The 19,853-nt window shown below is 52.0% G+C and carries 16 protein-coding genes and 3 tRNA genes; 12 read left to right on the top strand and 7 right to left on the bottom strand.

Annotated features, from left to right (window positions below; genetic code table 11):
* Positions 1–117: 117 nt before the first annotated feature.
* Positions 118–2,283, top strand: a complete 2,166-nt coding sequence (gene aas / locus CWS43_RS21960; protein WP_101079252.1) for a bifunctional acyl-ACP--phospholipid O-acyltransferase/long-chain-fatty-acid--ACP ligase — start codon at positions 118–120, stop codon at positions 2,281–2,283.
* Entirely contained in the window at positions 2,280–3,488 is a 1,209-nt protein-coding gene (gene lplT / locus CWS43_RS21955) for a lysophospholipid transporter LplT (protein WP_101079251.1), read from the top strand. Before aas ends, lplT begins: the two co-directional genes overlap by 4 nt.
* Positions 3,489–3,563: 75 nt before the next feature.
* Here the strand turns inward: lplT and CWS43_RS21950 are convergent, their stop codons facing one another.
* From CWS43_RS21950 to mutH, 3 genes are all read right to left on the bottom strand, one after another.
* Positions 3,564–4,604, bottom strand: a complete 1,041-nt coding sequence (locus tag CWS43_RS21950) for an NADP(H)-dependent aldo-keto reductase (protein WP_101079250.1) — start codon at positions 4,602–4,604, stop codon at positions 3,564–3,566.
* Between the two features lie 183 nt (positions 4,605–4,787).
* Positions 4,788–5,006, bottom strand: coding sequence for a YgdI/YgdR family lipoprotein (locus CWS43_RS21945; protein WP_198555901.1), 219 nt, complete (start codon positions 5,004–5,006; stop codon positions 4,788–4,790).
* An 87-nt stretch (positions 5,007–5,093) separates the two neighbouring features.
* Positions 5,094–5,780, bottom strand: a complete 687-nt coding sequence (gene mutH, locus CWS43_RS21940) for a DNA mismatch repair endonuclease MutH (RefSeq protein WP_101079248.1) — start codon at positions 5,778–5,780, stop codon at positions 5,094–5,096.
* 695 nt (positions 5,781–6,475) lie between these two features.
* Between mutH and rppH the strand changes: the two genes are divergently transcribed.
* The 9 genes from rppH (at position 6,476) to ptrA (ending at position 16,430) form a co-directional block, all read left to right on the top strand.
* The gene (rppH, locus tag CWS43_RS21935; RefSeq protein WP_101079247.1) at positions 6,476–7,003 is read left to right on the top strand and encodes an RNA pyrophosphohydrolase; all 528 of its coding nucleotides are present in this window, start codon (positions 6,476–6,478) and stop codon (positions 7,001–7,003) included.
* Positions 7,004–7,014: 11 nt separating this feature from the next.
* Positions 7,015–9,261 (top strand): phosphoenolpyruvate--protein phosphotransferase, encoded by a 2,247-nt coding sequence (gene ptsP, locus CWS43_RS21930; protein ID WP_101079246.1) that lies wholly within the window; start codon positions 7,015–7,017, stop codon positions 9,259–9,261.
* Between the two features lie 182 nt (positions 9,262–9,443).
* Positions 9,444–10,313 (top strand): prolipoprotein diacylglyceryl transferase, encoded by an 870-nt coding sequence (gene lgt / locus CWS43_RS21925; protein ID WP_101079245.1) that lies wholly within the window; start codon positions 9,444–9,446, stop codon positions 10,311–10,313.
* Positions 10,314–10,319: 6 nt separating this feature from the next.
* Positions 10,320–11,114 (top strand): thymidylate synthase, encoded by a 795-nt coding sequence (gene thyA, locus CWS43_RS21920; protein ID WP_101079244.1) that lies wholly within the window; start codon positions 10,320–10,322, stop codon positions 11,112–11,114.
* A gap of 242 nt (positions 11,115–11,356) precedes the next feature.
* Positions 11,357–11,851 (top strand): prepilin peptidase-dependent protein, encoded by a 495-nt coding sequence (locus tag CWS43_RS21915; RefSeq protein WP_369825919.1) that lies wholly within the window; start codon positions 11,357–11,359, stop codon positions 11,849–11,851.
* A complete protein-coding gene (locus tag CWS43_RS21910; RefSeq protein WP_198555898.1) occupies positions 11,806–12,423 on the top strand; it encodes a prepilin peptidase-dependent protein in 618 nt (205 codons plus the stop codon). The genes CWS43_RS21915 and CWS43_RS21910 overlap by 46 nt, the downstream gene beginning before the upstream one ends.
* The gene (locus CWS43_RS21905; protein ID WP_232777147.1) at positions 12,417–12,905 is read left to right on the top strand and encodes a YgdB family protein; all 489 of its coding nucleotides are present in this window, start codon (positions 12,417–12,419) and stop codon (positions 12,903–12,905) included. The genes CWS43_RS21910 and CWS43_RS21905 overlap by 7 nt, the downstream gene beginning before the upstream one ends.
* Positions 12,883–13,308 carry a prepilin-type N-terminal cleavage/methylation domain-containing protein gene (locus CWS43_RS21900; protein WP_369825918.1) on the top strand — a complete coding sequence of 142 codons (426 nt, stop codon included), beginning with the start codon at positions 12,883–12,885 and terminating at the stop codon, positions 13,306–13,308. The genes CWS43_RS21905 and CWS43_RS21900 overlap by 23 nt, the downstream gene beginning before the upstream one ends.
* Positions 13,309–13,544: 236 nt before the next feature.
* Positions 13,545–16,430: a pitrilysin gene (gene ptrA, locus CWS43_RS21895; protein ID WP_101079242.1), complete on the top strand. Its 2,886-nt coding sequence runs from the start codon at positions 13,545–13,547 to the stop codon at positions 16,428–16,430.
* Positions 16,431–16,503: 73 nt separating this feature from the next.
* On the opposite strand, the gene argA is transcribed toward ptrA, so the two are convergent.
* Positions 16,504–17,829, bottom strand: a complete 1,326-nt coding sequence (argA, locus tag CWS43_RS21890; protein ID WP_101079241.1) for an amino-acid N-acetyltransferase — start codon at positions 17,827–17,829, stop codon at positions 16,504–16,506.
* Between the two features lie 228 nt (positions 17,830–18,057).
* Between argA and amiC the strand changes: the two genes are divergently transcribed.
* On the top strand, positions 18,058–19,308 hold the full coding sequence (gene amiC, locus CWS43_RS21885; protein WP_101079240.1) for an N-acetylmuramoyl-L-alanine amidase AmiC: 1,251 nt from the start codon (positions 18,058–18,060) through the stop codon (positions 19,306–19,308).
* 114 nt (positions 19,309–19,422) lie between these two features.
* Here amiC and CWS43_RS21880 read toward each other — a convergent pair.
* From CWS43_RS21880 to CWS43_RS21870, 3 genes are all read right to left on the bottom strand, one after another.
* Positions 19,423–19,499, bottom strand: a tRNA-Met gene (locus tag CWS43_RS21880).
* Between the two features lie 73 nt (positions 19,500–19,572).
* Positions 19,573–19,649 (bottom strand) — tRNA-Met (locus tag CWS43_RS21875).
* A 63-nt stretch (positions 19,650–19,712) separates the two neighbouring features.
* Positions 19,713–19,789, bottom strand: a tRNA-Met gene (locus tag CWS43_RS21870).
* Positions 19,790–19,853: the final 64 nt, after the last annotated feature.

The raw sequence follows: 19,853 nt of genomic DNA, 5'->3' as shown, positions 1-19,853 counted from the left end.
ATCAGGCTCTTCCTAAACTCTCATCAGACTGTCGTGATTCTTTCGCCGCTTATAGTATGCTGTTTCCCTAACCTTTTTCTTTCAAGATCAGGGATGACACATAAGGAGATGGCAAACATGTATAACGTTCTTTTCGTCGCATTCCGGTGGTTGTTCCGTATTGCGTTTCGGGTCACCGTCACGCCGGCGAAATCTTCATTTAATTACCCGCGTTTATTGCTTACACCCAATCATGTTTCTTTTATAGACGGCATGCTGCTGGTGCTTTTCCTGCCGGTAAAACCGGTGTTCGCGGTCTATTCCGACATTACCGACAGCTGGTTTATGCGCTGGCTGAAACCTTACGTCGATTTTATGCCACTGGATCCGACCAAGCCGATGGCGATTAAACATCTGATCCGCGAAGTGGAAAAAGGGCGCCCGGTCGTGGTTTTCCCTGAAGGGCGCATCACGGTGACCGGGTCATTAATGAAGATTTATGACGGTGCGGCTTTTGTGGCCGCGAAGTCTCAGGCCACGGTGATCCCGGTGCGCATTGATGGCGCGGAATACACACCGTTTGGCCGGTTGTTCGGCAGTTTCAAAATCCGCTGGTTCCCGAAAATCACCATTAATCTTTTACCACCGACCACGATCCCGATGCCAGATGCGCCGCGTTCCCGCGACCGCCGCGTGCTGGCGGGTGAACAATTGCATAAAATTATGATGCAGGCGCGTATGGATACCCGCCAGCCGGAAACGTTGTATCAGGCCCTGCTTTCTGCGCAAACCCGTTATGGCCGCCGTAAACCGTGCATTGCCGATATCGCCTTTAAAGAAGATACCTATCAGGGGTTACTGAAGAAATCCCTCGGCGTCAGCCGCATCCTGCAACGTTTTACCCGTGAAGGTGAGCATGTCGGGATGCTGCTGCCGAATGCGACGATCATGGCAGCGGCGCTGTTTGGTGCGTCGATGCGTAACCGTATTCCGGCATTGCTCAATTACACATCCGGGGCTAAAGGGTTGCAAAGCGCCATGAAGGCGGCGCAGATCAAAACGATCATTACGTCACGCCAGTTCCTCGAAAAAGGCAAACTGACCCATCTGCCGGACAATGTGCCGCAGGCCAACTGGGTCTACCTGGAAGATTTGAAAGATACCGTCACGTTACAGGACAAGTTGTGGATCCTGTTCCACCTGATTTTCCCACGTCGCGCCATGCTGGCGCAGCAGGCCGACGATGCCGCGCTGGTGCTGTTTACGTCCGGCTCCGAAGGCCATCCGAAAGGCGTGGTGCATTCTCACGCCAGCCTGCTGGCGAACGTCGAGCAGATTCGCTCAGTGGCGGATTTCACACCCCGCGATCGTTTTATGTCGTCGCTGCCGTTGTTCCACGCATTCGGTCTGACCGTCGGCCTGTTAACGCCACTGATGACTGGTGCACGCGTATTTTTGTATCCCAGCCCGCTGCATTACCGCATCGTTCCCGAATTGGTGTATGACCAAAACTGTACCGTTCTGTTTGGCACATCGACGTTCCTCGGTAACTATGCCCGCTTTGCACATCCATATGATTTTGCCCGTTTGCGGTATGTAGTGGCCGGCGCGGAAAAGCTGGCTGAGAGCACTAAAGAAATCTGGCAAAACAAGTTCGGTATCCGCATTCTCGAAGGCTATGGCGTGACCGAGTGCGCGCCGGTCGTGGCGATTAACGTGCCGATGGCGGCGAAAGTGAATACCGTGGGTAAGATTTTACCGGGCATGGAATCACGTCTGATTAAAGTGCCGGGCATCGAAGAGGGAGGACGTCTGCAACTGCGCGGCCCGAACATCATGAAAGGTTACCTCCGTGTGGAAAACCCGGGCGTACTGGAAGTGCCGCAGGCTGAAAATGCGGAAGGTGAAATACAGGCAGGCTGGTATGACACCGGTGATATCGTCACGCTGGATGAAAAAGGCTTCTGTGCCATCCGTGGCCGCGTGAAGCGTTTTGCCAAACTGGCGGGTGAAATGGTGTCGCTGGAAAGCGTTGAACAACTTGCCATCAAAGCCTCACCTGATAAACAACATGCTGCAACGTCACGCACTAACAGCAGCAAAGGCGAGGCGCTGGTGCTGTTTACCACCGACCCGGAATTACGCCGTGATGCCCTGAGCAAAGCCGCCCGCGAACTGGGGCTGCCGGAACTTGCGGTGCCGCGTGATATTCGCGTGGTTAAAGCTTTGCCGTTGCTGGGCAGCGGTAAACCTGATTTTGTCACCCTGCGCGAGATGGCAGAAAACCCGGAGAATGAGGCATGAGCCAACCTTCTATGGCGGCAGCGCCGCTGATGTCGAAAAGCATGACGGCGGTGATCGTCGCACAATTTCTTTCTGCGTTTGGCGATAACGCGCTGCTGTTTGCTGCGCTGGCGCTGATCAAACAACAGCTGTATCCCGACTGGAGCCAGCCGGTTTTGCAGATGGCGTTTGTCGCGACCTATATCATTCTCGCGCCGTTCGTCGGGCAGTTCGCGGACAGCTTCTCGAAAGGCCGCGTGATGATGGTCGCCAACCTGCTCAAACTCGGCGGCGCGGCGGTGATTTGTGCCGGGCTGAACCCATTCCTCGGCTATACGCTGGTGGGGATTGGTGCGGCGGCGTATTCACCGGCCAAATACGGCATTCTGGGTGAAATCGCCAGCGGCGAGCAGCTGGTGAAAGCCAACGGCATGATGGAAGCGTCGACCATTGCGGCGATCCTTCTCGGATCGGTGGCCGGTGGCGCACTGGCTGACTGGAGCATTCTGGCGGCGCTTGGCATCTGCGTGCTGGCTTATGGCGCGGCGGTTGCGGCGAACTGGTTTATTCCCAAGCTGACACCGGCGCGTCCGGGGCAATCCTGGAACCCGGCCAAAATGACGCGGACGTTTTTCTCCGCCTGCAAAACCTTGTGGCAGGACGGCGAAACCCGCTTTTCGCTGGTCGGTACCAGTCTGTTCTGGGGCGCGGGCGTGACGCTACGTTTCCTGCTGGTGTTGTGGGTGCCGGTAGCGCTGGGCATTACCGATAACAAAACGCCGACGCTGCTTAACGCGATGGTCGCCATCGGTATTGTGTTTGGTGCCGGTGCGGCGGCGAAACTCATCCGCCTGGAAACAGTGAAACGCTGTCTGCCTGCAGGTGTGGCGATCGGGATCGCGGTCGTCGTATTCGCCCTGCAAACCAGCATGCTGAGTTCGTATATTGTGCTGGTGGTTGTCGGGATCCTCGGTGGCTTCTTCGTGGTTCCGCTGAACGCGCTGCTACAGCATCGCGGTAAAATTTCCGTCGGTGCCGGTAATGCGATTGCGGTACAGAATCTCGGCGAGAACACCGCGATGTTACTGATGCTGGGCTTGTATTCGCTGGTGGTCATGGCGGGTGCGCCGGTCGTGGCGATTGGTATCGGCTTCGGTGTGGTGTTTGCGCTGGCGATTACCGCGCTGTGGATCTGGAAGAATATGCAGAAACGCCGTCTGGCGTGATGCTGTTTTTATAGCATTTCCCAAAAAACAAAAGGGCGCTGAGCGCCCTTTTTTATGTCTGCGACACGGCGTTTGTTACGGTGCCGGAATGGTGAAGCGTTTGTGGATCTCTTCCAGTTCTACCAGGATTTCTCCATCAAGCGTCAGGTCCTGGCTGTCGATGTTGATCTTCAGTTGTTCCAGCGTCGTTGCGCCCAGCAAGGTGCTGGCGACGAACGGTTGCTGACGTACAAAGGCCAGCGCCATTTGCGAAGGATCCAGATTGTGTTTCTTCGCCAGCGCCACGTATTCGGCAATCGCCGCTTCCGCCTGCGGAGAAGAATAACGGGTGAAACGGCTGAACAGTGTATTACGTGCACCCGCTGGTTTCGCACCGTTCAGATATTTACCACTCAGCGTGCCGAATGCCAGGCTGGAATATGCCAGCAGCTCAACGCCTTCGTGTTGGCTGATTTCCGACAGGCCGATTTCAAAACTACGGTTTAGCAGACTGTATGGGTTTTGAATGGACACGATCCGCGGCAGATCGTGTTTCTCGGCCAGTTGCAGATAACGCATCACGCCCCACGGTGTTTCGTTGGAAACACCGATGTAGCGGATTTTACCGGCGCGCACCTGCTCGTTAAGCGCTTCCAGCGTTTCCAGCAGCGTAACCGGTGATTGATCCTGCGTGTACTGATAGCTCAGCTTGCCAAAGAAATTGGTCTGACGCTGCGGCCAGTGCAACTGATATAAGTCCAGATAATCTGTATTCAGGCGTTTCAGACTGGCATCAAGTGCAGCGCGAATATTTTTACGGTCCAGCATCTGTCCCGGGCGGATGGCATTGTCATTGCCCCGGGAAGGCCCGGCGACTTTGCTCGCCAGAATAATTTTCTCGCGGTTACCACGGGCTTTCAGCCAGCTGCCAATATAGCTTTCCGTCAGTCCCTGGGTTTCAGGACGTGGCGGAACGGGATACATTTCTGCGGTATCAATCAGGTTGATGCCCGCTGCAACGGCGTAATCGAGTTGCTGATGGGCGTCGGCTTCGCTGTTTTGTTCACCAAAAGTCATGGTGCCAAGTCCCAGTAAGCTCACTTCTAAAGAACTGTGGGGTATACGGTGATATTGCATTGCCGGTCTTCCTTTATATCTGAGAATGTAAGCCTGGTAAAAAAGCGCCTCATCTGACTATATACAAGGCAGACAGAAGGGGGAAGTGGCAGTGTGTGCGGGGAAGGGCTTCGTACAGGGATTAAATAATAAAAGAGCCAGTCATGAGTACCGGCCCTGTTGCATAGCCATAGCGGATGCCGCTTAGCGTTTCATGATCTGGCTGACGTTATCATTATTGATCTGACGTTTATTGCCTTGTTCATCCGTGTAGCTCAGCAATCCGGTGGATTTATCCAGTTCTGGTTTGCCGTTTGTCAGGAGCATATTGCCGTCTTTGGTTGAAATCACATAGTCACTGGCGCAGCCTGCCAAACCTAATACCAGAAGCGCCGCACCCGCCATCATTAAGGTTTTCTTCATCATCGTTAATATGCCTTTTTGTCTGTACCGAAGATATTCACATTTAGCGTAGCAAACAAAGCTTCAGACAGCGGCAAATGCTATCAGTTAAAGCTGAAAATGTCGGGCAAGCAGTGCGGCGGTGAAACGTTTCTTAAGATAGAAACCGCGCGGCAGCGTCATAATAGGTTGCCCCGACTCGCCGATAGCTTCAGTCAGCGCTTTGCTGTTGGCCGCTTTCGGCCGCAGTTGTAGAAATTCACCATGGCGGGCTGTGATGCTTTCCACTTTGCCCAGTACGATCAAATCCATCAATTCTTCCCAGTCCTGACGCAGTTGTTCGTCTTCTTCCTGCGACGGCTGCCACAGTAAAGGCGTGCCGATATGCCTTTCCGCCAGTGGGATCTGACGCCCGCCTTCTACAGGTATCCACAAGACCCGGGCCAGCTTGTGGCGCACATGACTGGTTTCCCAGGTCACACCACTGTTGCCTGTTAAGGGGGCGACGCAGACAAATGTGGTTTCCAGCGGTTTACCAGCAGAATCAACAGGGATGGTTTTCAGCTCGATGCCAATGTCAGCGAAATCCTGTTCAGGTTTACTGCCGGCAACGGCGCCGAGATACACTTCCAGCAGCATGCCGACCCAGCCTTTTTCACGTTTCAGATTCGCCGGTATCGGCAAACCTGCGTGTGCCGCCAGCTCGCCTAATGTATGACCCGCAAGAGATTGTGCACGTTGCAGCAGCTCGTTTTCGTCGAGGGGTGGATGTGTTGCAGGTAAAGGAATCGACATAAAAAACAATGCTCATTCAATAGATTAAATTTCGTACTGCTTTCATCCCGTGCGGTGAATAAAAAGTTATCCCTGCACAAGGGCTGAATAATAGCATGATTTATCTTAGTTTTTTTTCCGCTTTCCGGCGGATTTTGCAGGCTAAAGATTAGGTTGATCACCTGTTGAAGGCGACAATAAACAGGATCTCCCACCTAGTTATCCACAGATTTCTTGGATAACCCTGGTTTTATCCGATCACTGGTTCGATTTACAGGCTTGACGTAGGGGGTTTTATCCAATTTTTGCCCCGGCAACGTCAACTTTTAGTCGATCGCTGTGGATAAAAACGTCATTGGTTGATCTTTCACCAGATCACTTTTCAATGTGATTTAGTTCTCATTTTTGACCATGGAATAACGTGTTTATTGATGATTATTGTTTTGTTTTATAATGATTTTATCGATTATAATTTTTTCACAAAAAATAAGTTCAGAAGAGTTTTACCCCGCTTACGCCTAAGTTCTTCACATATCTATCCACAGAAAAAGTGAATAAAATCGCCGATGTTTTAGGGCGTCTGTTTATAACTTGGAGTATAACTGTGAGTTATCCCGTTTTTATTCATGCGGATCGGCGTTAACCAGTGGTTTACCGCCTGTTGGTAGTATGAAACAATCAGAACATCTATGATTTTAAGCTATTGAGGTAGTCCGGTGATCGATGATGATGGCTACCGCCCGAATGTTGGTATTGTAATCTGTGACAAGCAGGGTCAGGTGCTGTGGGCCAGACGATACGGTCAGCACTCCTGGCAGTTTCCTCAGGGGGGCATAAACCCCGGTGAAACCGCTGAGCAGGCCATGTACCGCGAGCTGTTTGAGGAAGTGGGGCTTGGTCGTAAAGATGTACGTATTCTGGCTTCAACCCGTAACTGGTTACGTTATAAATTGCCAAAACGTTTGGTGCGTTGGGACACAAAGCCGGTTTGTATCGGCCAAAAGCAAAAATGGTTCTTACTGCAACTGATGTGTAACGATGCAGATATCAATATGCAGCGCAGCAGTACGCCTGAATTTGATGGCTGGCGTTGGGTGAGTTTCTGGTATCCGGTTCGTCAGGTGGTGTCGTTTAAACGCGATGTTTACCGTCGTGTAATGAAGGAGTTTTCAACCACCATTATGCCGATGCAGGAAGTTTCTCTTCCAAAGACATCACCCGCTTATCGTCGTAAAAGAGGCTAAGTCACGAAGAAATGCTCACGCGTTTGCGAGAAATTGTTGAAAAGGTAGCAATGGCGTCCAGCCTGAACGATGCGCTGGATGCACTGGTCAACGAAACCTGCCTGGCGATGGACACCGAAGTGTGTTCCGTCTATCTCGCTGACAATGACCGCCGTTGTTACTACCTGATGGCGACGCGAGGTTTGAAAAAACCTCGCGGGCGCACTATTACCCTGGCGTTCGATCAGGGGATCGTCGGTCTGGTCGGGCGTTTGGCTGAGCCCATCAACCTTGCCGACGCCCAGAGCCACCCAAGTTTTAAATATATTCCCGCCGTAAAAGAAGATCTTTTCCGATCCTTCTTAGGTGTACCGATCATTCACCGTCGTCAGTTGCTGGGCGTGCTGGTTATTCAGCAGCGCGAACATCGTCAATTTGATGAAAGTGAAGAATCCTTTATGGTCACGCTGGCAACGCAGCTGGCGGCAATCCTCTCTCAGGCACAGCTGAATGTGCTTTACGGACGTTTCCGTCAGACCCGCGTGCGGGCGCTGGCCGCATCGCCCGGCGTAGCGATTGGTATCGGCTGGCAGGACAGCTCGCAGCCTTCGCTCGAACATGTCTATATGGCTTCCACGCTGGATACCGTTCGGGAACGCGAACGGCTGACGCGTGCGCTGGAAGATGCCGGTGCAGAATTCCGTCGTTTCAGTAAACGCTTCACGGCCAGCGCGCAGAAAGAAAGCGCGGCCATTTTTGACCTCTATTCCCACTTGCTCAATGATGCGCGCCTTAAGCGCGAGCTGTTTGCACAGATTGATCAGGGCGCAGTGGCGGAATGGGCGGTCAAAAAAGTCGTTGAAGAATTTGCGGCTCAGTTTGCCAGCCTGCAGGATACCTATCTGCGTGAGCGCGGCAGTGATTTACGCGCACTCGGCCAGCGGCTGGTGTTTCATCTCGACGATACCATTCAGGGCAATACCCAGTGGCCAGAACGCTTCATTCTGGTTGCCGATGAGCTGACGGCTACATTACTGGCGGAAGTTCCGCAAGACCGGCTGGCGGGCGTAGTCGTCCGCGATGGTGCAGCGAACTCACACGCGGCAATTCTGGTCCGTGCGATGGGCGTCCCGACCATTATGGGCGCGGATATTCAGCCCGCGCTGCTGAGCCAGCGTCAGCTGATTGTTGATGGTTACCGTGGCGAATTGCTGATTGACCCGGAAGCCGTGCTGGTCACGGAATACAAACGTCTCATCAGCGAAGAAATGGAGCTGAGCCAGAAAGCCGAAGATGATGTTGAGCAACCGGCTGCGCTGAAAAGCGGCGAGCGGGTACAGGTAATGCTTAACGCCGGGCTGAGCGCAGACCACGAAAAACTGTTTGGCAGCCGCGTCGACGGCGTCGGGTTATACCGCACGGAAATTCCGTTCATGCTGCAAAGCGGCTTCCCTTCTGAAGAAGAGCAGGTCGCGCAGTATCAGGGGATGCTGCAATTATTCCCGCAAAAATCGGTGACGCTGCGCACGCTGGATATCGGCTCTGACAAACAGTTGCCGTATATGCCGATCAGCGAAGAAAACCCATGTCTGGGCTGGCGCGGTATCCGTATCACGCTCGATCAGCCCGAGATTTTCCTGATTCAGGTTCGTGCCATGCTGCGCGCCAACGCGGCAACCGGCAATCTCGGCATTTTGCTGCCGATGGTTACCAGTCTCGAAGAGATTGATGAAGCGCGTCGCCTGATTGACCGCGCCGGACGTGAAGTGGAAGAACAGCTGGGGTATGAGCTGCCGCCGACGCGTCTGGGCGTCATGATTGAAGTGCCTTCGATGATCTTCATGCTGCCGGCTCTGGCCGGAAGAGTGGAGTTTATCTCCGTGGGTACCAACGATTTAACGCAATATCTCCTGGCCGTCGATCGTAACAATACCCGGGTTGCAGGGCTTTACGACAGCCTGCATCCGGCGATGCTGCGCGTGCTTAAGCAGATTGTCACCAGCGCAGAAGCCGCCGGGCTGGATGTCAGCTTGTGCGGTGAGATGGCCGGTGACCCGATGGGAGCGCTGCTGCTGACCGGCATGGGGTTCCGCAATCTCAGTATGAACGGCCGCAGCGTGGCTCGCATAAAATACCTGCTACGGCGCATTGAATTACATGATGCACAAGAGCTGGCGAGCCGTGTTTTACAGGCGCATTTCACCACAGATGTTCGCCATATGACGGCGGCATTTATGGAGCGACGCGGGTTGGGCGGCCTGATCCGTGGCGGTAAATAAATACCTTACGCGGTACGCTGTGCCGCGTAACTTCTGCTCTGGCCGCATTCCGGCGCACGATGAGATGATTTTTTACAGAACTTTTCCAGCGGCTTAGCCCCGGAAAACCTCCCGGCTATGCTACTATTCGCTCCCTGCTGGCCCTTAACCGGGCGATAATGATAAACAATTTGTGGTGATAGATGAGCAACAGCTATCTGGCGTTTCCCCAGTTTGACCCGGTGATTTTCTCCATCGGGCCGGTATCTCTTCACTGGTACGGACTGATGTATCTGGTCGGTTTTGTCTTCGCAATGTGGCTGGCGGTGCGCCGTGCCAACAAGCCAGGCAGCGGCTGGACAAAAGATGAAGTTGAGAATTTACTGTATGCCGGTTTCCTCGGCGTGTTTCTTGGTGGCCGTATCGGCTACGTTTTCTTCTACAACCTGCCACTGTTCCTCGATAACCCGCTGTATCTGTTCAAAGTGTGGGACGGCGGTATGTCCTTCCATGGCGGCCTGATCGGTGTGATCGTCGTGATGCTGATATTCGCCCGCCGCACTAAGCGTAATTTCTTCCAGGTTTCCGATTTCATTGCTCCGCTGATCCCGTTTGGTCTGGGTGCAGGACGTCTGGGCAACTTCATTAACGGTGAACTCTGGGGCCGCGTGACCACCGATGTGCCTTGGGCGATGCTGTTCCCCGGCTCACGTCAGGAAGATATCGCAATCGCCGCCGCTGACCCTAAATGGCAGCCATTGCTGAATCAGTACGGCGTGTTGCCACGCCACCCTTCGCAGCTGTATGAATTGCTGCTTGAAGGCATCGTGCTGTTCATCATCCTGAACGTCTTTATTCGCAAATCACGCCCAATGGGTGCGGTGTCGGGCCTGTTTCTGATTGGCTACGGCTTATTCCGCATCATTGTCGAACATTTCCGTCAGCCGGATGCGCAGCTGGGTCTGTTTGATGGGATCATCAGTATGGGACAGGTTCTGTCCATCCCGATGGTGGTCATTGGCCTGATTATGATGGTCTGGGCATATCGCCGTCCGCAGAAACAATTGTCGTGAGGTAACATGAAACAGTATCTGGATTTAATGCAGAAAGTGCTCGATGAGGGCACCCCTAAAGCCGACCGTACCGGGACTGGCACGTTGTCGATTTTTGGTCATCAGATGCGTTTCAATTTGCAGGAAGGCTTCCCGCTGGTCACCACGAAAAAATGCCATCTGCGCTCCATTATTCATGAACTCCTGTGGTTCCTGAAAGGCGAAACCAATATTGCCTATCTGCGTGAAAATAACGTCAGTATCTGGGACGAGTGGGCTGATGAGAACGGTGACCTCGGCCCGGTGTACGGCAAACAGTGGCGTGCGTGGGGGGCGGCTGATGGTACGCAAATTGACCAATTGTCGAATGTGATTAAGCAACTGAAACAGGACCCTAATTCCCGCCGTATCATTGTTTCGGCCTGGAACGTGGGTGAGCTGGATCAGATGGCGCTGGCGCCGTGCCACGCCTTCTTCCAGTTCTATGTGGCGGACGGCAAATTGTCCTGCCAGCTGTATCAGCGCTCATGCGATATCTTCCTCGGCCTGCCATTCAATATCGCCAGCTATGCATTGCTGGTTCACATGATGGCGCAACAATGCGACCTTGAAGTGGGCGATTTTGTCTGGACCGGTGGCGATACTCACCTGTACAGCAACCACATGGAACAGACACATTTGCAACTGAGCCGTGAGCCACGTGCGTTGCCGAAACTGATTATCAAGCGCAAACCTGCCTCCCTGTTTGATTACAGCTTCGAAGATTTCGAGATTGAAGGGTACGATCCACACCCTGCAATTAAAGCCCCTGTTGCTATCTGATTCTGTGCTGTCTACCGCCTGACGGTTTCGTCGGGCGGATTTATCAACTCCTCTTCTGCTGCATCCCCTTTTACTCCTTTGCTTGCCCATTCCTACTGCGATTTTCATCCAGATGATTTCTTTGCGAGATATCGCGCAAGATTGCTGTCGTGCGTAGCCGATTGCACGAATTGTTCTGACGATATCCTGGAAAAAATCATTTTGCCCGTAGCGGTAAAAAACCAAGCGACTACCCTGACCGCATGAAAATGACTCAGCAGGAAGAGGAACAAGGTATGTCACTGATAGAAATGATGGTTGTGGTCGCTCTGGTCGCTATCTGTGCCTTGTGGGGAATGTACAGCTGGCGCAGTTATCAACAGGCGCTAAAGCTTGAGCAGCAGGCTCAGCAACTGCGGCTGTATCTCTATGGGGTTCAGGCTGAAGCTAATAATTACAATCGCTCTGCAATTCTGTGGGCTATCGGCGGAGCCGGTGGCTGTGTGGGAACCGGCGTGCGACCCTCAGACTGTCACAGTGCAAACGGTAAAATCTTTTCAATCAATGAACCCGAAGTTGAACTATCGGATTCGACAGACAGGTCGATGGGTTTTTATGGTTTGCGCAATGCGGCGTTAGCCGGGCATTTAACATTAAAAAATTCATCCGGTCGCCTGCGTCTCGTGCTTTCTGCCAGAGGACGGCTACGGACATGCAGCGAAGAGCAGCCTTTGCTTGGCATCGGCGTATGTCAGTAATTTGCCGCGGGTTCACGCTGCCTGAAGTAATGATAGCCATGGGGGTTGGGAGCATGTTGATGCTCAGCGCTGCACAAATTTACCCGCTGATGCGCCAGAGGAGCCAGAGCCTGGGGCGGCACTATCAGCTGGAACAACTCCTGCGCCAGACGACTTTTGCTATTGGAAAGGATCTCCGCCGTGCGGGTTTTTGTAATGGCAACTGCGAGGGTAAACCGGTCATTGTCAGCAATGCGGTTGGGGAAACTGCCGGGTCCTGCGTTATCGTGATTTATGACCTGAACCGCAACGGGCGATGGGAAGGGCCGGGTACTGCTGAGTCAGAATATTTTGGCTATCGCTTACGGCAAGGCGGTATTGAGATCCAGCGGGGAACCGGTGACTGCGGGAGTTCCGGCTGGGAAAAACTGCTCGACCCTTCAGAGGTCAACGTGACTAAATTTAGCGTAACTGAGCACATCAGTCCTGGCTCCGCAGGTCTTTATTCTCTGCAACTTGATGCGCAGTGGAGTCGAAATCCTTTTATCCACAGGCAAGTGACAGAACAAATTGCAGGGCATTTTTTATGGTAACAGCGATGAACACGAGCGCTGCTTTACACCAGCGGGGGAGCGCCATGATATTGAGCGTGATGGTGATGATGGGGTTAGGGTTGATTGCTCTTAATTCATTGCAACAGCAACTCTCAGCCGGGCTTGCGCTGACTTCAAATCAGCATCGTTATGTTATTGCCTGGGAGAATGCTTCTTCAGCATTAGCGTGGGGCGTCAGCCAGTCGTGGAAAGATACTGCTGATGCGAAGTGGCAATGCCAGAACGTGGCCGCAAGCATCATTGCCAGCGGGAGCGCCGGCGTGTGTGTCCGCCCGTCATTGCGGGAGGATGTCTTTTTAGTTCGGGGTGAAGGAAAAATGGCAAAAGGTACTGATTCTGTAATGCTGTACCAGCAAGTCAGTATGAAAAAGCAGTCCGACGGCAGTTTGCTCTTTTCGCCACTGAAACAGGGATGGCTAGATTTTTGCCCTGAAGCCGATGAGCTGGTTTGTAATGGATGAGATCAACTCAGCACCGCAGGGTTTTAGCTTGCCTGAAGCCCTGATTGCGATGTTATTGCTGTCAGTCTCCATTTTAGGACTACTTAATTATTATCAGTCCCTGACATATAGTTTTATGCGTCAGTGGCAGGTTCAGCAGGCCTGGTCAGGTGCCCATGCTCAGTTAGAAGCCTATTCTGTGACAGGTCATGGTACTGGCTCCTTAGCTAAAGGTTGGGAATATCAATTATCTGGCATTTCAGCGGAAAAATCCTGTGAGTTGGTCCGTGTTGCAATCCAAACGCCGACAAAATATCAGGCTGTATTACAGCGCCTGATGTGCCAGCCGAACCTTTACAAAAGGGAAGGGGACTTCTCAATGAGAAGCAAAAATACCGTCAAGCGGCTTGCAATGACGGGCTAACAGCTTAGAGTGGTTTAGCGGGGTGATTTTCCCCTGCAGGGAACTTCCGGTTCGGGTACAAAATGTGACGGAGCTCCTGACTGCCTATCCCGGTTCGATTTTTTTCACAACTATCCTGCATCTGCGCGGTCTGAATAGACCTGATAGCGGAAAACAGCAGGTTGAGATCGTTCAGTTGTGGAACTGTTTATTTTTAGTGCCCCAGGGCATATTTACTCGATTGAGGGAGAGTGGCAATGTTGAAGCAGGTTACCCGAATTTCAGGGTTACTGTTGTTATTGACCTTTTGGGCCCCTGTTGTTTCAAGTGCAGCCGGATGGCAGCCTTATGCACAAGCTATCAATAAAAGTCAGAACGACCCCCGCCTGTATCAGGCTATCAAACTTGATAATGATATGACGGTATTGCTGGTGTCAGACCCTCAGGCTCCCAAATCACTTGCTGCGCTGGCGATTCCCGTCGGTTCGCTGGAAGATCCTGATTCCCAGCTTGGCCTTGCCCATTACACAGAACACATGCTTCTGATGGGATCTAAAAAGTATCCTCAGCCTGAAAGCCTTTCTGAATTCCTCAAAAAACACGGCGGCAGCCATAACGGTAGCACTGCGTCTTACCGCACGGCCTTTTATCTGGAAGTTGAAAATGATGCCCTGCCTGAAGCGGTAGATCGTCTTTCGGACGCTATTGGAGAGCCATTGCTGGATCCGGCTAACGGCGATCGTGAGCGTAATGCGGTGAATGCCGAACTGACGATGGCACGTTCGCGTGATGGTATGCGCATGGCGCAGGTTCGGGCTGAAACGTTAAACCCTGAGCACCCGGCGGCTCGTTATTCCGGCGGCAATCTGGATACGTTAAAAGATAAACCAGGCAGCAAACTTCACGATCAGCTCACCGCGTTCTATCACCGCTATTACTCGGCCAATCTGCTGGTGGGGGTGATTTACAGCAATAAACCGTTGCCGGAGTTGGCTGATTTGGCCGCCAATACCTTTGGAAAGATAGCCAACCATCATGCCGTTGTACCGCCGATTACCGTGCCGACGGTGACGGCAGAGCAAAAAGGTGAATTCATCCACTTTGTTCCTGCACAGCCTCGCAAAGAATTACGTGTTGAATTTGCCATCGACAACAACAGTGCAGATTTTCGCAGTAAAACAGATACCTATATCAGCTATCTGATTGGCAACCGCAGCCCGAATACGCTGTCAGACTGGTTGCAGAAGCAAGGTTACGCAGATGGTATTAGCGCTGGTGCGGACCCGATGGTTAACCGGAATATGGGGGTATTTAATATCTCTGTTTCCCTGACGGATAAAGGTCTTGCTCAGCGCGATACGGTGATTGCCGCTATTTTCAGTTATCTCAACGAGATGCGGACGCAGGGAATTCAGAAATCTTATTTCGACGAAATCGCTCACGTTATGGCGCTCGATTTTCGGTATCCGGCGTTAACCCGCGATATGGATTATGTGGAATGGCTGGTGGATACCATGCTGCGTGTTCCTGTTGAACATGTGCTCGATTCACCCTATCTGACCGATCAGTATGATCCCAAGGCTATCGCATCGCGTCTGGATGAAATGACGCCGCAAAATGCGAGGTTCTGGATCATCAGCCCGAATGAGCCTCACAACAAAATAGCTTACTTTATGGACGCGCCTTACGAAGTTGATAAAGTGCCGCCGCAAACTTTTGAACAATGGAAAACGCTGGCGCAGGGCATTACGTTGTCGCTGCCAGCGCTGAACCCGTATATTCCCGATTCTCTGGCGCTGGTGACAAAAGACTCTACGGCGACCAAACCAGAATTGCTGGTGGAAGATAAAGGGCTGCGTGTTTTCTACATGCCCAGCCGGTACTTTGCCGATGAGCCGAAAGCCAATGTCACGGTGTCATTCCGTAATGAAGAGGCACTCAGTTCGGCCAAAAATCAGGTGCTGTACGGCCTGACGGATTACCTGACTGGCGTCGCGTTTGATCAACTGAGCTATCAGGCGTCCATAGGCGGTATCACGTTCGGGACATCTCCGGATAATGGTCTGCAATTTACCGCCACCGGCTTTACTGAATGTCTGCCTGATTTGCTGGCGGCATTAGTGGATAACTATCCGAACTTTAAGCCGACGCAGGAACAGCTGGATCAGGCAAAATCCTGGTATCTGGAACGTTTATCTTCCGCTGATAAAGGCAAGGCCTTTGAACTGGCGTTGCAGCCGGTTCAGTTATTGTCCCGAGTGCCTTACACCGAGCGTAGCGAACGCGAAAAGTTAGTTTCTGCAATTACGCTGGATGACGTAAACGCTTACCGCGAACAATTGGTTCACCATGCTGCTGTTGAAGTGATGGTCGTCGGGAACATGACGGGTGATCAAGTTAAGGCCATGTCGCAGCAGATTATGAACAAACTTGGCTTGCACGGTACTCAGTGGTGGCGTGGTGAGTATGCTCAGGTGACGCAACCAGTAAAGGCTAATATCCAGAGGATAGGAACCAGTTCTGATTCCGCACTGGCAGCCGTGTATGTGCCGGCTGGTTACGATGAAGTACAAAGTATGGGTTACAGCGCTCTGCTGGGGCAAATTATTCAACCGTGGTTCTACAGTCAGTTACGTACTCAGGAGCAGCTGGGATATGCAGTATTTGCTTTCCCGATCCCGGTAGGGAAGCAGTGGGGGATCGGGTTCCTGCTGCAAAGTAACAGTAAACAGCCTGACTATCTCTATCAGCGTTATCTGGCATTTTACCCGCAGGCTGAAAAGCGTTTGCGTGAGATGAAAGATACTGAATTCCTGCAATATAAGCAGGGATTAGTGAATGAGATGCAGCAACGTCCGCAGACTCTGGATGAGGAAGCCGATCGTCTGGGGAATGATTTCAGTCGCGGAAATGCTCAGTTTGATACCCGGGCAAATGTGATCCGCGTGATTGCCGAGTTGACGCAGACTCAGTTGGCCGATTATTTCCATCAGGCTGTGATTGTGCAAGATGGTCTGGCGATGCTGTCACAGGTTTCTGGCAACGACAGTAAAACGCCTCAGTATGCTGCGCCGGAAGGTTTTAAAACCTGGCCGGATACCTCGACCCTGCAGCAAGCTCTGAAATCGCAAACCAGTAAATAGATATCAGGTTTTAGTAAAAGCAAAAGGACGCGAAAGCGTCCTTTTTGATGTTCGGAATAACGGGTTCTGATTTTCAGAGATCTGAAATCAGGATCTTAGACCGGCGCTGATAGTTGTACATTTCCTGTTTCTGAATCGGCAGGACGTCGACTTCCGCTGGTTTAAAACCACGCTCCTGGAACCAGTGGATGCTGCGTGTCGTCAGCACAAATAACCGGTTCAGGCCCATCTGTTTGGCCTGACTGGCGACGCGTTGTAGCAACATTTCGCCGCGTGAAGAGCTGCGATAATCAGGATGAACCGCCACGCACGCCATTTCGCCAATCCCTTCATCGTGGAACGGATAAAGTGCGGCACAGGCAATGGTCAGATTATCGCGTTCGATAATGGTGAATTTGTCGATTTCCATTTCCAACTGTTCGCGGGAGCGGCGAACCAGAATGCCCTGTTGTTCCAGCGGACGGATCAGCTCGAGAATACCGCCGATATCGTTGATGGTGGCGCGGCGAACCTGCTCAGCGCTTTCCATGACGATTTGCGTACCAATACCGTCACGTGAGAACAGTTCCTGAACCAGCGCGCCATCTTCCTGATAACTGATCAGGTGACTGCGACGTACGCCGCTGCGACAGGCTTTCACCGCGCCACGCAGGAACCGTACAGTACCGGAAAGATAGTCTCCGCTCGATTCCATCAGGTCGATACGTTCCTGGGCTTCGTTTGGGAATAACTCGGAGATAATATTCCCTTCATCGTTGATGACGCCCTGCGAAGAGCAGAAACCAATCATTTTCTCGGCTTTCAGTTTTATAGCCAGCTGTGTCGCAACTTCTTCTGATGTCAGATTGAAGCTTTCCCCGGTGACGGAAACTGCTACCGGGCCAAGCAGCACAATCGCATTGCTGTCGAGCTGGCGGTGAATCGCTTCTTCATCGATACGGCGGATACGGCCACTGTGGCAGTAATCAATGCCATCATCGACGCCCAGCGGCTGAGCAATGATAAAATTCCCGCTGACTACATTGATATGTGCGCCCTGCAGTGGCGTATTATTCAGGCTCATGGAAAGTCGCGCGGTGATATCCAGCTGCAACAAGCCTGCGGCCTGCTTCACCAGCTCAAGGGCTCTGGCATCTGTCACACGGATATTTTTGTGATAAATCGGCTCATAATTGTGCTCAGAAAGGTTCTCATCAATCTGCGGGCGTGCGCCATACACCACCACCAGACGGATGCCTAAACTGTGTAACAGCCCGATATCATTGACGATATTGCTAAAATTCTCATGTTCTATGGCTTCCCCACCGAGCATGACCACGAACGTTTTGCCACGGTGCGCATTAATATAGGGAACTGTGTGGCGAAATCCCTGAACCAGTTCTGTACTACGTTCCTTCACGGCAAAACCTCGTATGAATTTTTATTCGTAATTTTTGTATTTTTATTCTTTTGTCGTCGTGTGGCAAGTAGGAAATCTCTGTTTTTGTTTTAGCACTCATTACAAACATACAACAAATTGATTAATCGAATAAATGTTTAGGAATGACATGCAGGATACGATTCGTTAGAATCCGTAAACTGAGTTTTTTATCAGCTATTTTTTACTTTTAGACACTTTTGAGACTGCATGACTGACGATAACCACAATCCCGGGCGACGACGGCTTCTTCAAACTGTAGCGGCTTCCTGGATGCTGAGTGTGAGCAAGGTGGGGTTCGCCGCCAACTCACAGGTTATTGCAGTACGCATCTGGCCTTCTTCTACGTACACCCGCATTACGCTCGAATCCAGTACGCCTCTAAAATATAAGCAATTTCTGCTGAGCGACCCGCCGCGTGTGGTCGTCGATATTGAAGGTGTTCACCTCAACAGCATCCTGAAAGGGCTAGGAGAAAAGGTTCAGCAAAGTGACCCCTATATCCGTCAGGCGCGGGTGGGGCAGTTTGATACTAAAACGGTGCGCATGGTGCTTGAGCTCAAGCGGGCCATCAATCCTCATGTGTTTACTCTCAAGCCGGTCGCCGAATTCCACAACCGTCTGGTCGTCGATTTGTATCCGGAAGACGGTGCCGTGAGTGCGGAAGATGATCCGCTGCTGGCATTACTGGAAGATTACAACCGCGGCGATGTGGCGAGAACGCTGCCACCTGAAACGGCCAAAGACGGTCAGGCCGGGCGAAGCAGGCCGCTGGTGATTATGCTGGATCCGGGCCATGGCGGTGAAGATCCAGGTGCGATTGGTAAATACAAAACGCGTGAAAAGGATGTGGTTTTGCAAATCGCGCGCCGTCTGCAAAAACTGATTACGCGTGAACCTAATATGAAAGCGCATATGACCCGTAATGAAGATGTCTTTATTCCTCTGAAAGTCCGTGTGGCGAAAGCGCGAAAACTGCGGGCAGATCTGTTCATTTCTATTCATGCCGATGCGTTTACAAATCGAGCGGCTAAAGGCTCGTCCGTTTTTGCTTTATCGACGAAGGGAGCCACCAGTTCCGCAGCACGCTTTTTGGCACAAACCCAAAACGAGTCAGACCTGATTGGCGGTGTCAGCAAAAGCGGCGATCGTTATCTGGATCATACAATGTTTGATCTGGTTCAGACGGCAACCATCGGCGACAGCCTTAAATTTGGCAAAGAAGTGCTGACGCGCATGGGCAAAATTAATCATCTGCATAAAAACAAAGTCGATCAGGCCGGTTTTGCCGTGCTGAAAGCGCCGGACATTCCGTCCATTCTGGTGGAGACGGCTTTCATCAGTAATATCAATGAAGAGAAAAAATTGAAGACGTCCCATTTTCAGCAGCAGGTCGCGGAATCAATCATGGCAGGAATCAAGGTTTGGTTTTCAGAAGGCGGAGCGGCAAGGGCTAAATAAGCAGGGGAATGGTGGGAGAATATGAAGCCATTCCAGGCTGTACCCGAAATTTGGATACAAAAAAACACCCGTTAGGGTGCTTGTTGTTTTAACTTGATTCACTGTTTAAGTAGTTGGTTGCGGGGGCCGGATTTGAACCGACGACCTTCGGGTTATGAGCCCGACGAGCTACCAGGCTGCTCCACCCCGCGTCCGTCACTACTTGGTACTGCTTTACATCATCACAGAATACGAACTGAACATCGTTATGCATCAGTCTCGAATTGGTTGCGGGGGCCGGATTTGAACCGACGACCTTCGGGTTATGAGCCCGACGAGCTACCAGGCTGCTCCACCCCGCGTCCGTGATACTGCTTTATTACATCGAACAATTCAACTGAGCATTTCATACATCGAAATCGAATTGGTTGCGGGGGCCGGATTTGAACCGACGACCTTCGGGTTATGAGCCCGACGAGCTACCAGGCTGCTCCACCCCGCGTCCGATGGAGGCGAACTATACTCCCCATGAGATTTCGTGCAACCCTTTTTTGAATTTATTCAAA

Source organism: Rahnella sp. AA (assembly GCF_002834385.1).
Taxonomy (GTDB): domain Bacteria; phylum Pseudomonadota; class Gammaproteobacteria; order Enterobacterales; family Enterobacteriaceae; genus Rahnella.
This window is presented reverse-complemented; position numbering and strand designations above follow the sequence as displayed.

Coding starts and splice junctions, on each gene's coding strand:
- CWS43_RS21915 (WP_369825919.1), top strand. CDS start 11,357: ATGAAAATGACTCAGCAGGAAGAGGAACAAGGTATGTCACTGATAGAA.
- ptrA (WP_101079242.1), top strand. CDS start 13,545: ATGTTGAAGCAGGTTACCCGAATTTCAGGGTTACTGTTGTTATTGACC.
- amiC (WP_101079240.1), top strand. CDS start 18,058: ATGACTGACGATAACCACAATCCCGGGCGACGACGGCTTCTTCAAACT.
- CWS43_RS21910 (WP_198555898.1), top strand. CDS start 11,806: ATGCAGCGAAGAGCAGCCTTTGCTTGGCATCGGCGTATGTCAGTAATT.
- thyA (WP_101079244.1), top strand. CDS start 10,320: ATGAAACAGTATCTGGATTTAATGCAGAAAGTGCTCGATGAGGGCACC.
- ptsP (WP_101079246.1), top strand. CDS start 7,015: ATGCTCACGCGTTTGCGAGAAATTGTTGAAAAGGTAGCAATGGCGTCC.
- CWS43_RS21900 (WP_369825918.1), top strand. CDS start 12,883: ATGAGCTGGTTTGTAATGGATGAGATCAACTCAGCACCGCAGGGTTTT.
- aas (WP_101079252.1), top strand. CDS start 118: ATGTATAACGTTCTTTTCGTCGCATTCCGGTGGTTGTTCCGTATTGCG.
- CWS43_RS21950 (WP_101079250.1), bottom strand. CDS start 4,604: ATGCAATATCACCGTATACCCCACAGTTCTTTAGAAGTGAGCTTACTG.
- lgt (WP_101079245.1), top strand. CDS start 9,444: ATGAGCAACAGCTATCTGGCGTTTCCCCAGTTTGACCCGGTGATTTTC.
- mutH (WP_101079248.1), bottom strand. CDS start 5,780: ATGTCGATTCCTTTACCTGCAACACATCCACCCCTCGACGAAAACGAG.
- CWS43_RS21905 (WP_232777147.1), top strand. CDS start 12,417: ATGGTAACAGCGATGAACACGAGCGCTGCTTTACACCAGCGGGGGAGC.
- lplT (WP_101079251.1), top strand. CDS start 2,280: ATGAGCCAACCTTCTATGGCGGCAGCGCCGCTGATGTCGAAAAGCATG.
- CWS43_RS21945 (WP_198555901.1), bottom strand. CDS start 5,006: ATGAAGAAAACCTTAATGATGGCGGGTGCGGCGCTTCTGGTATTAGGT.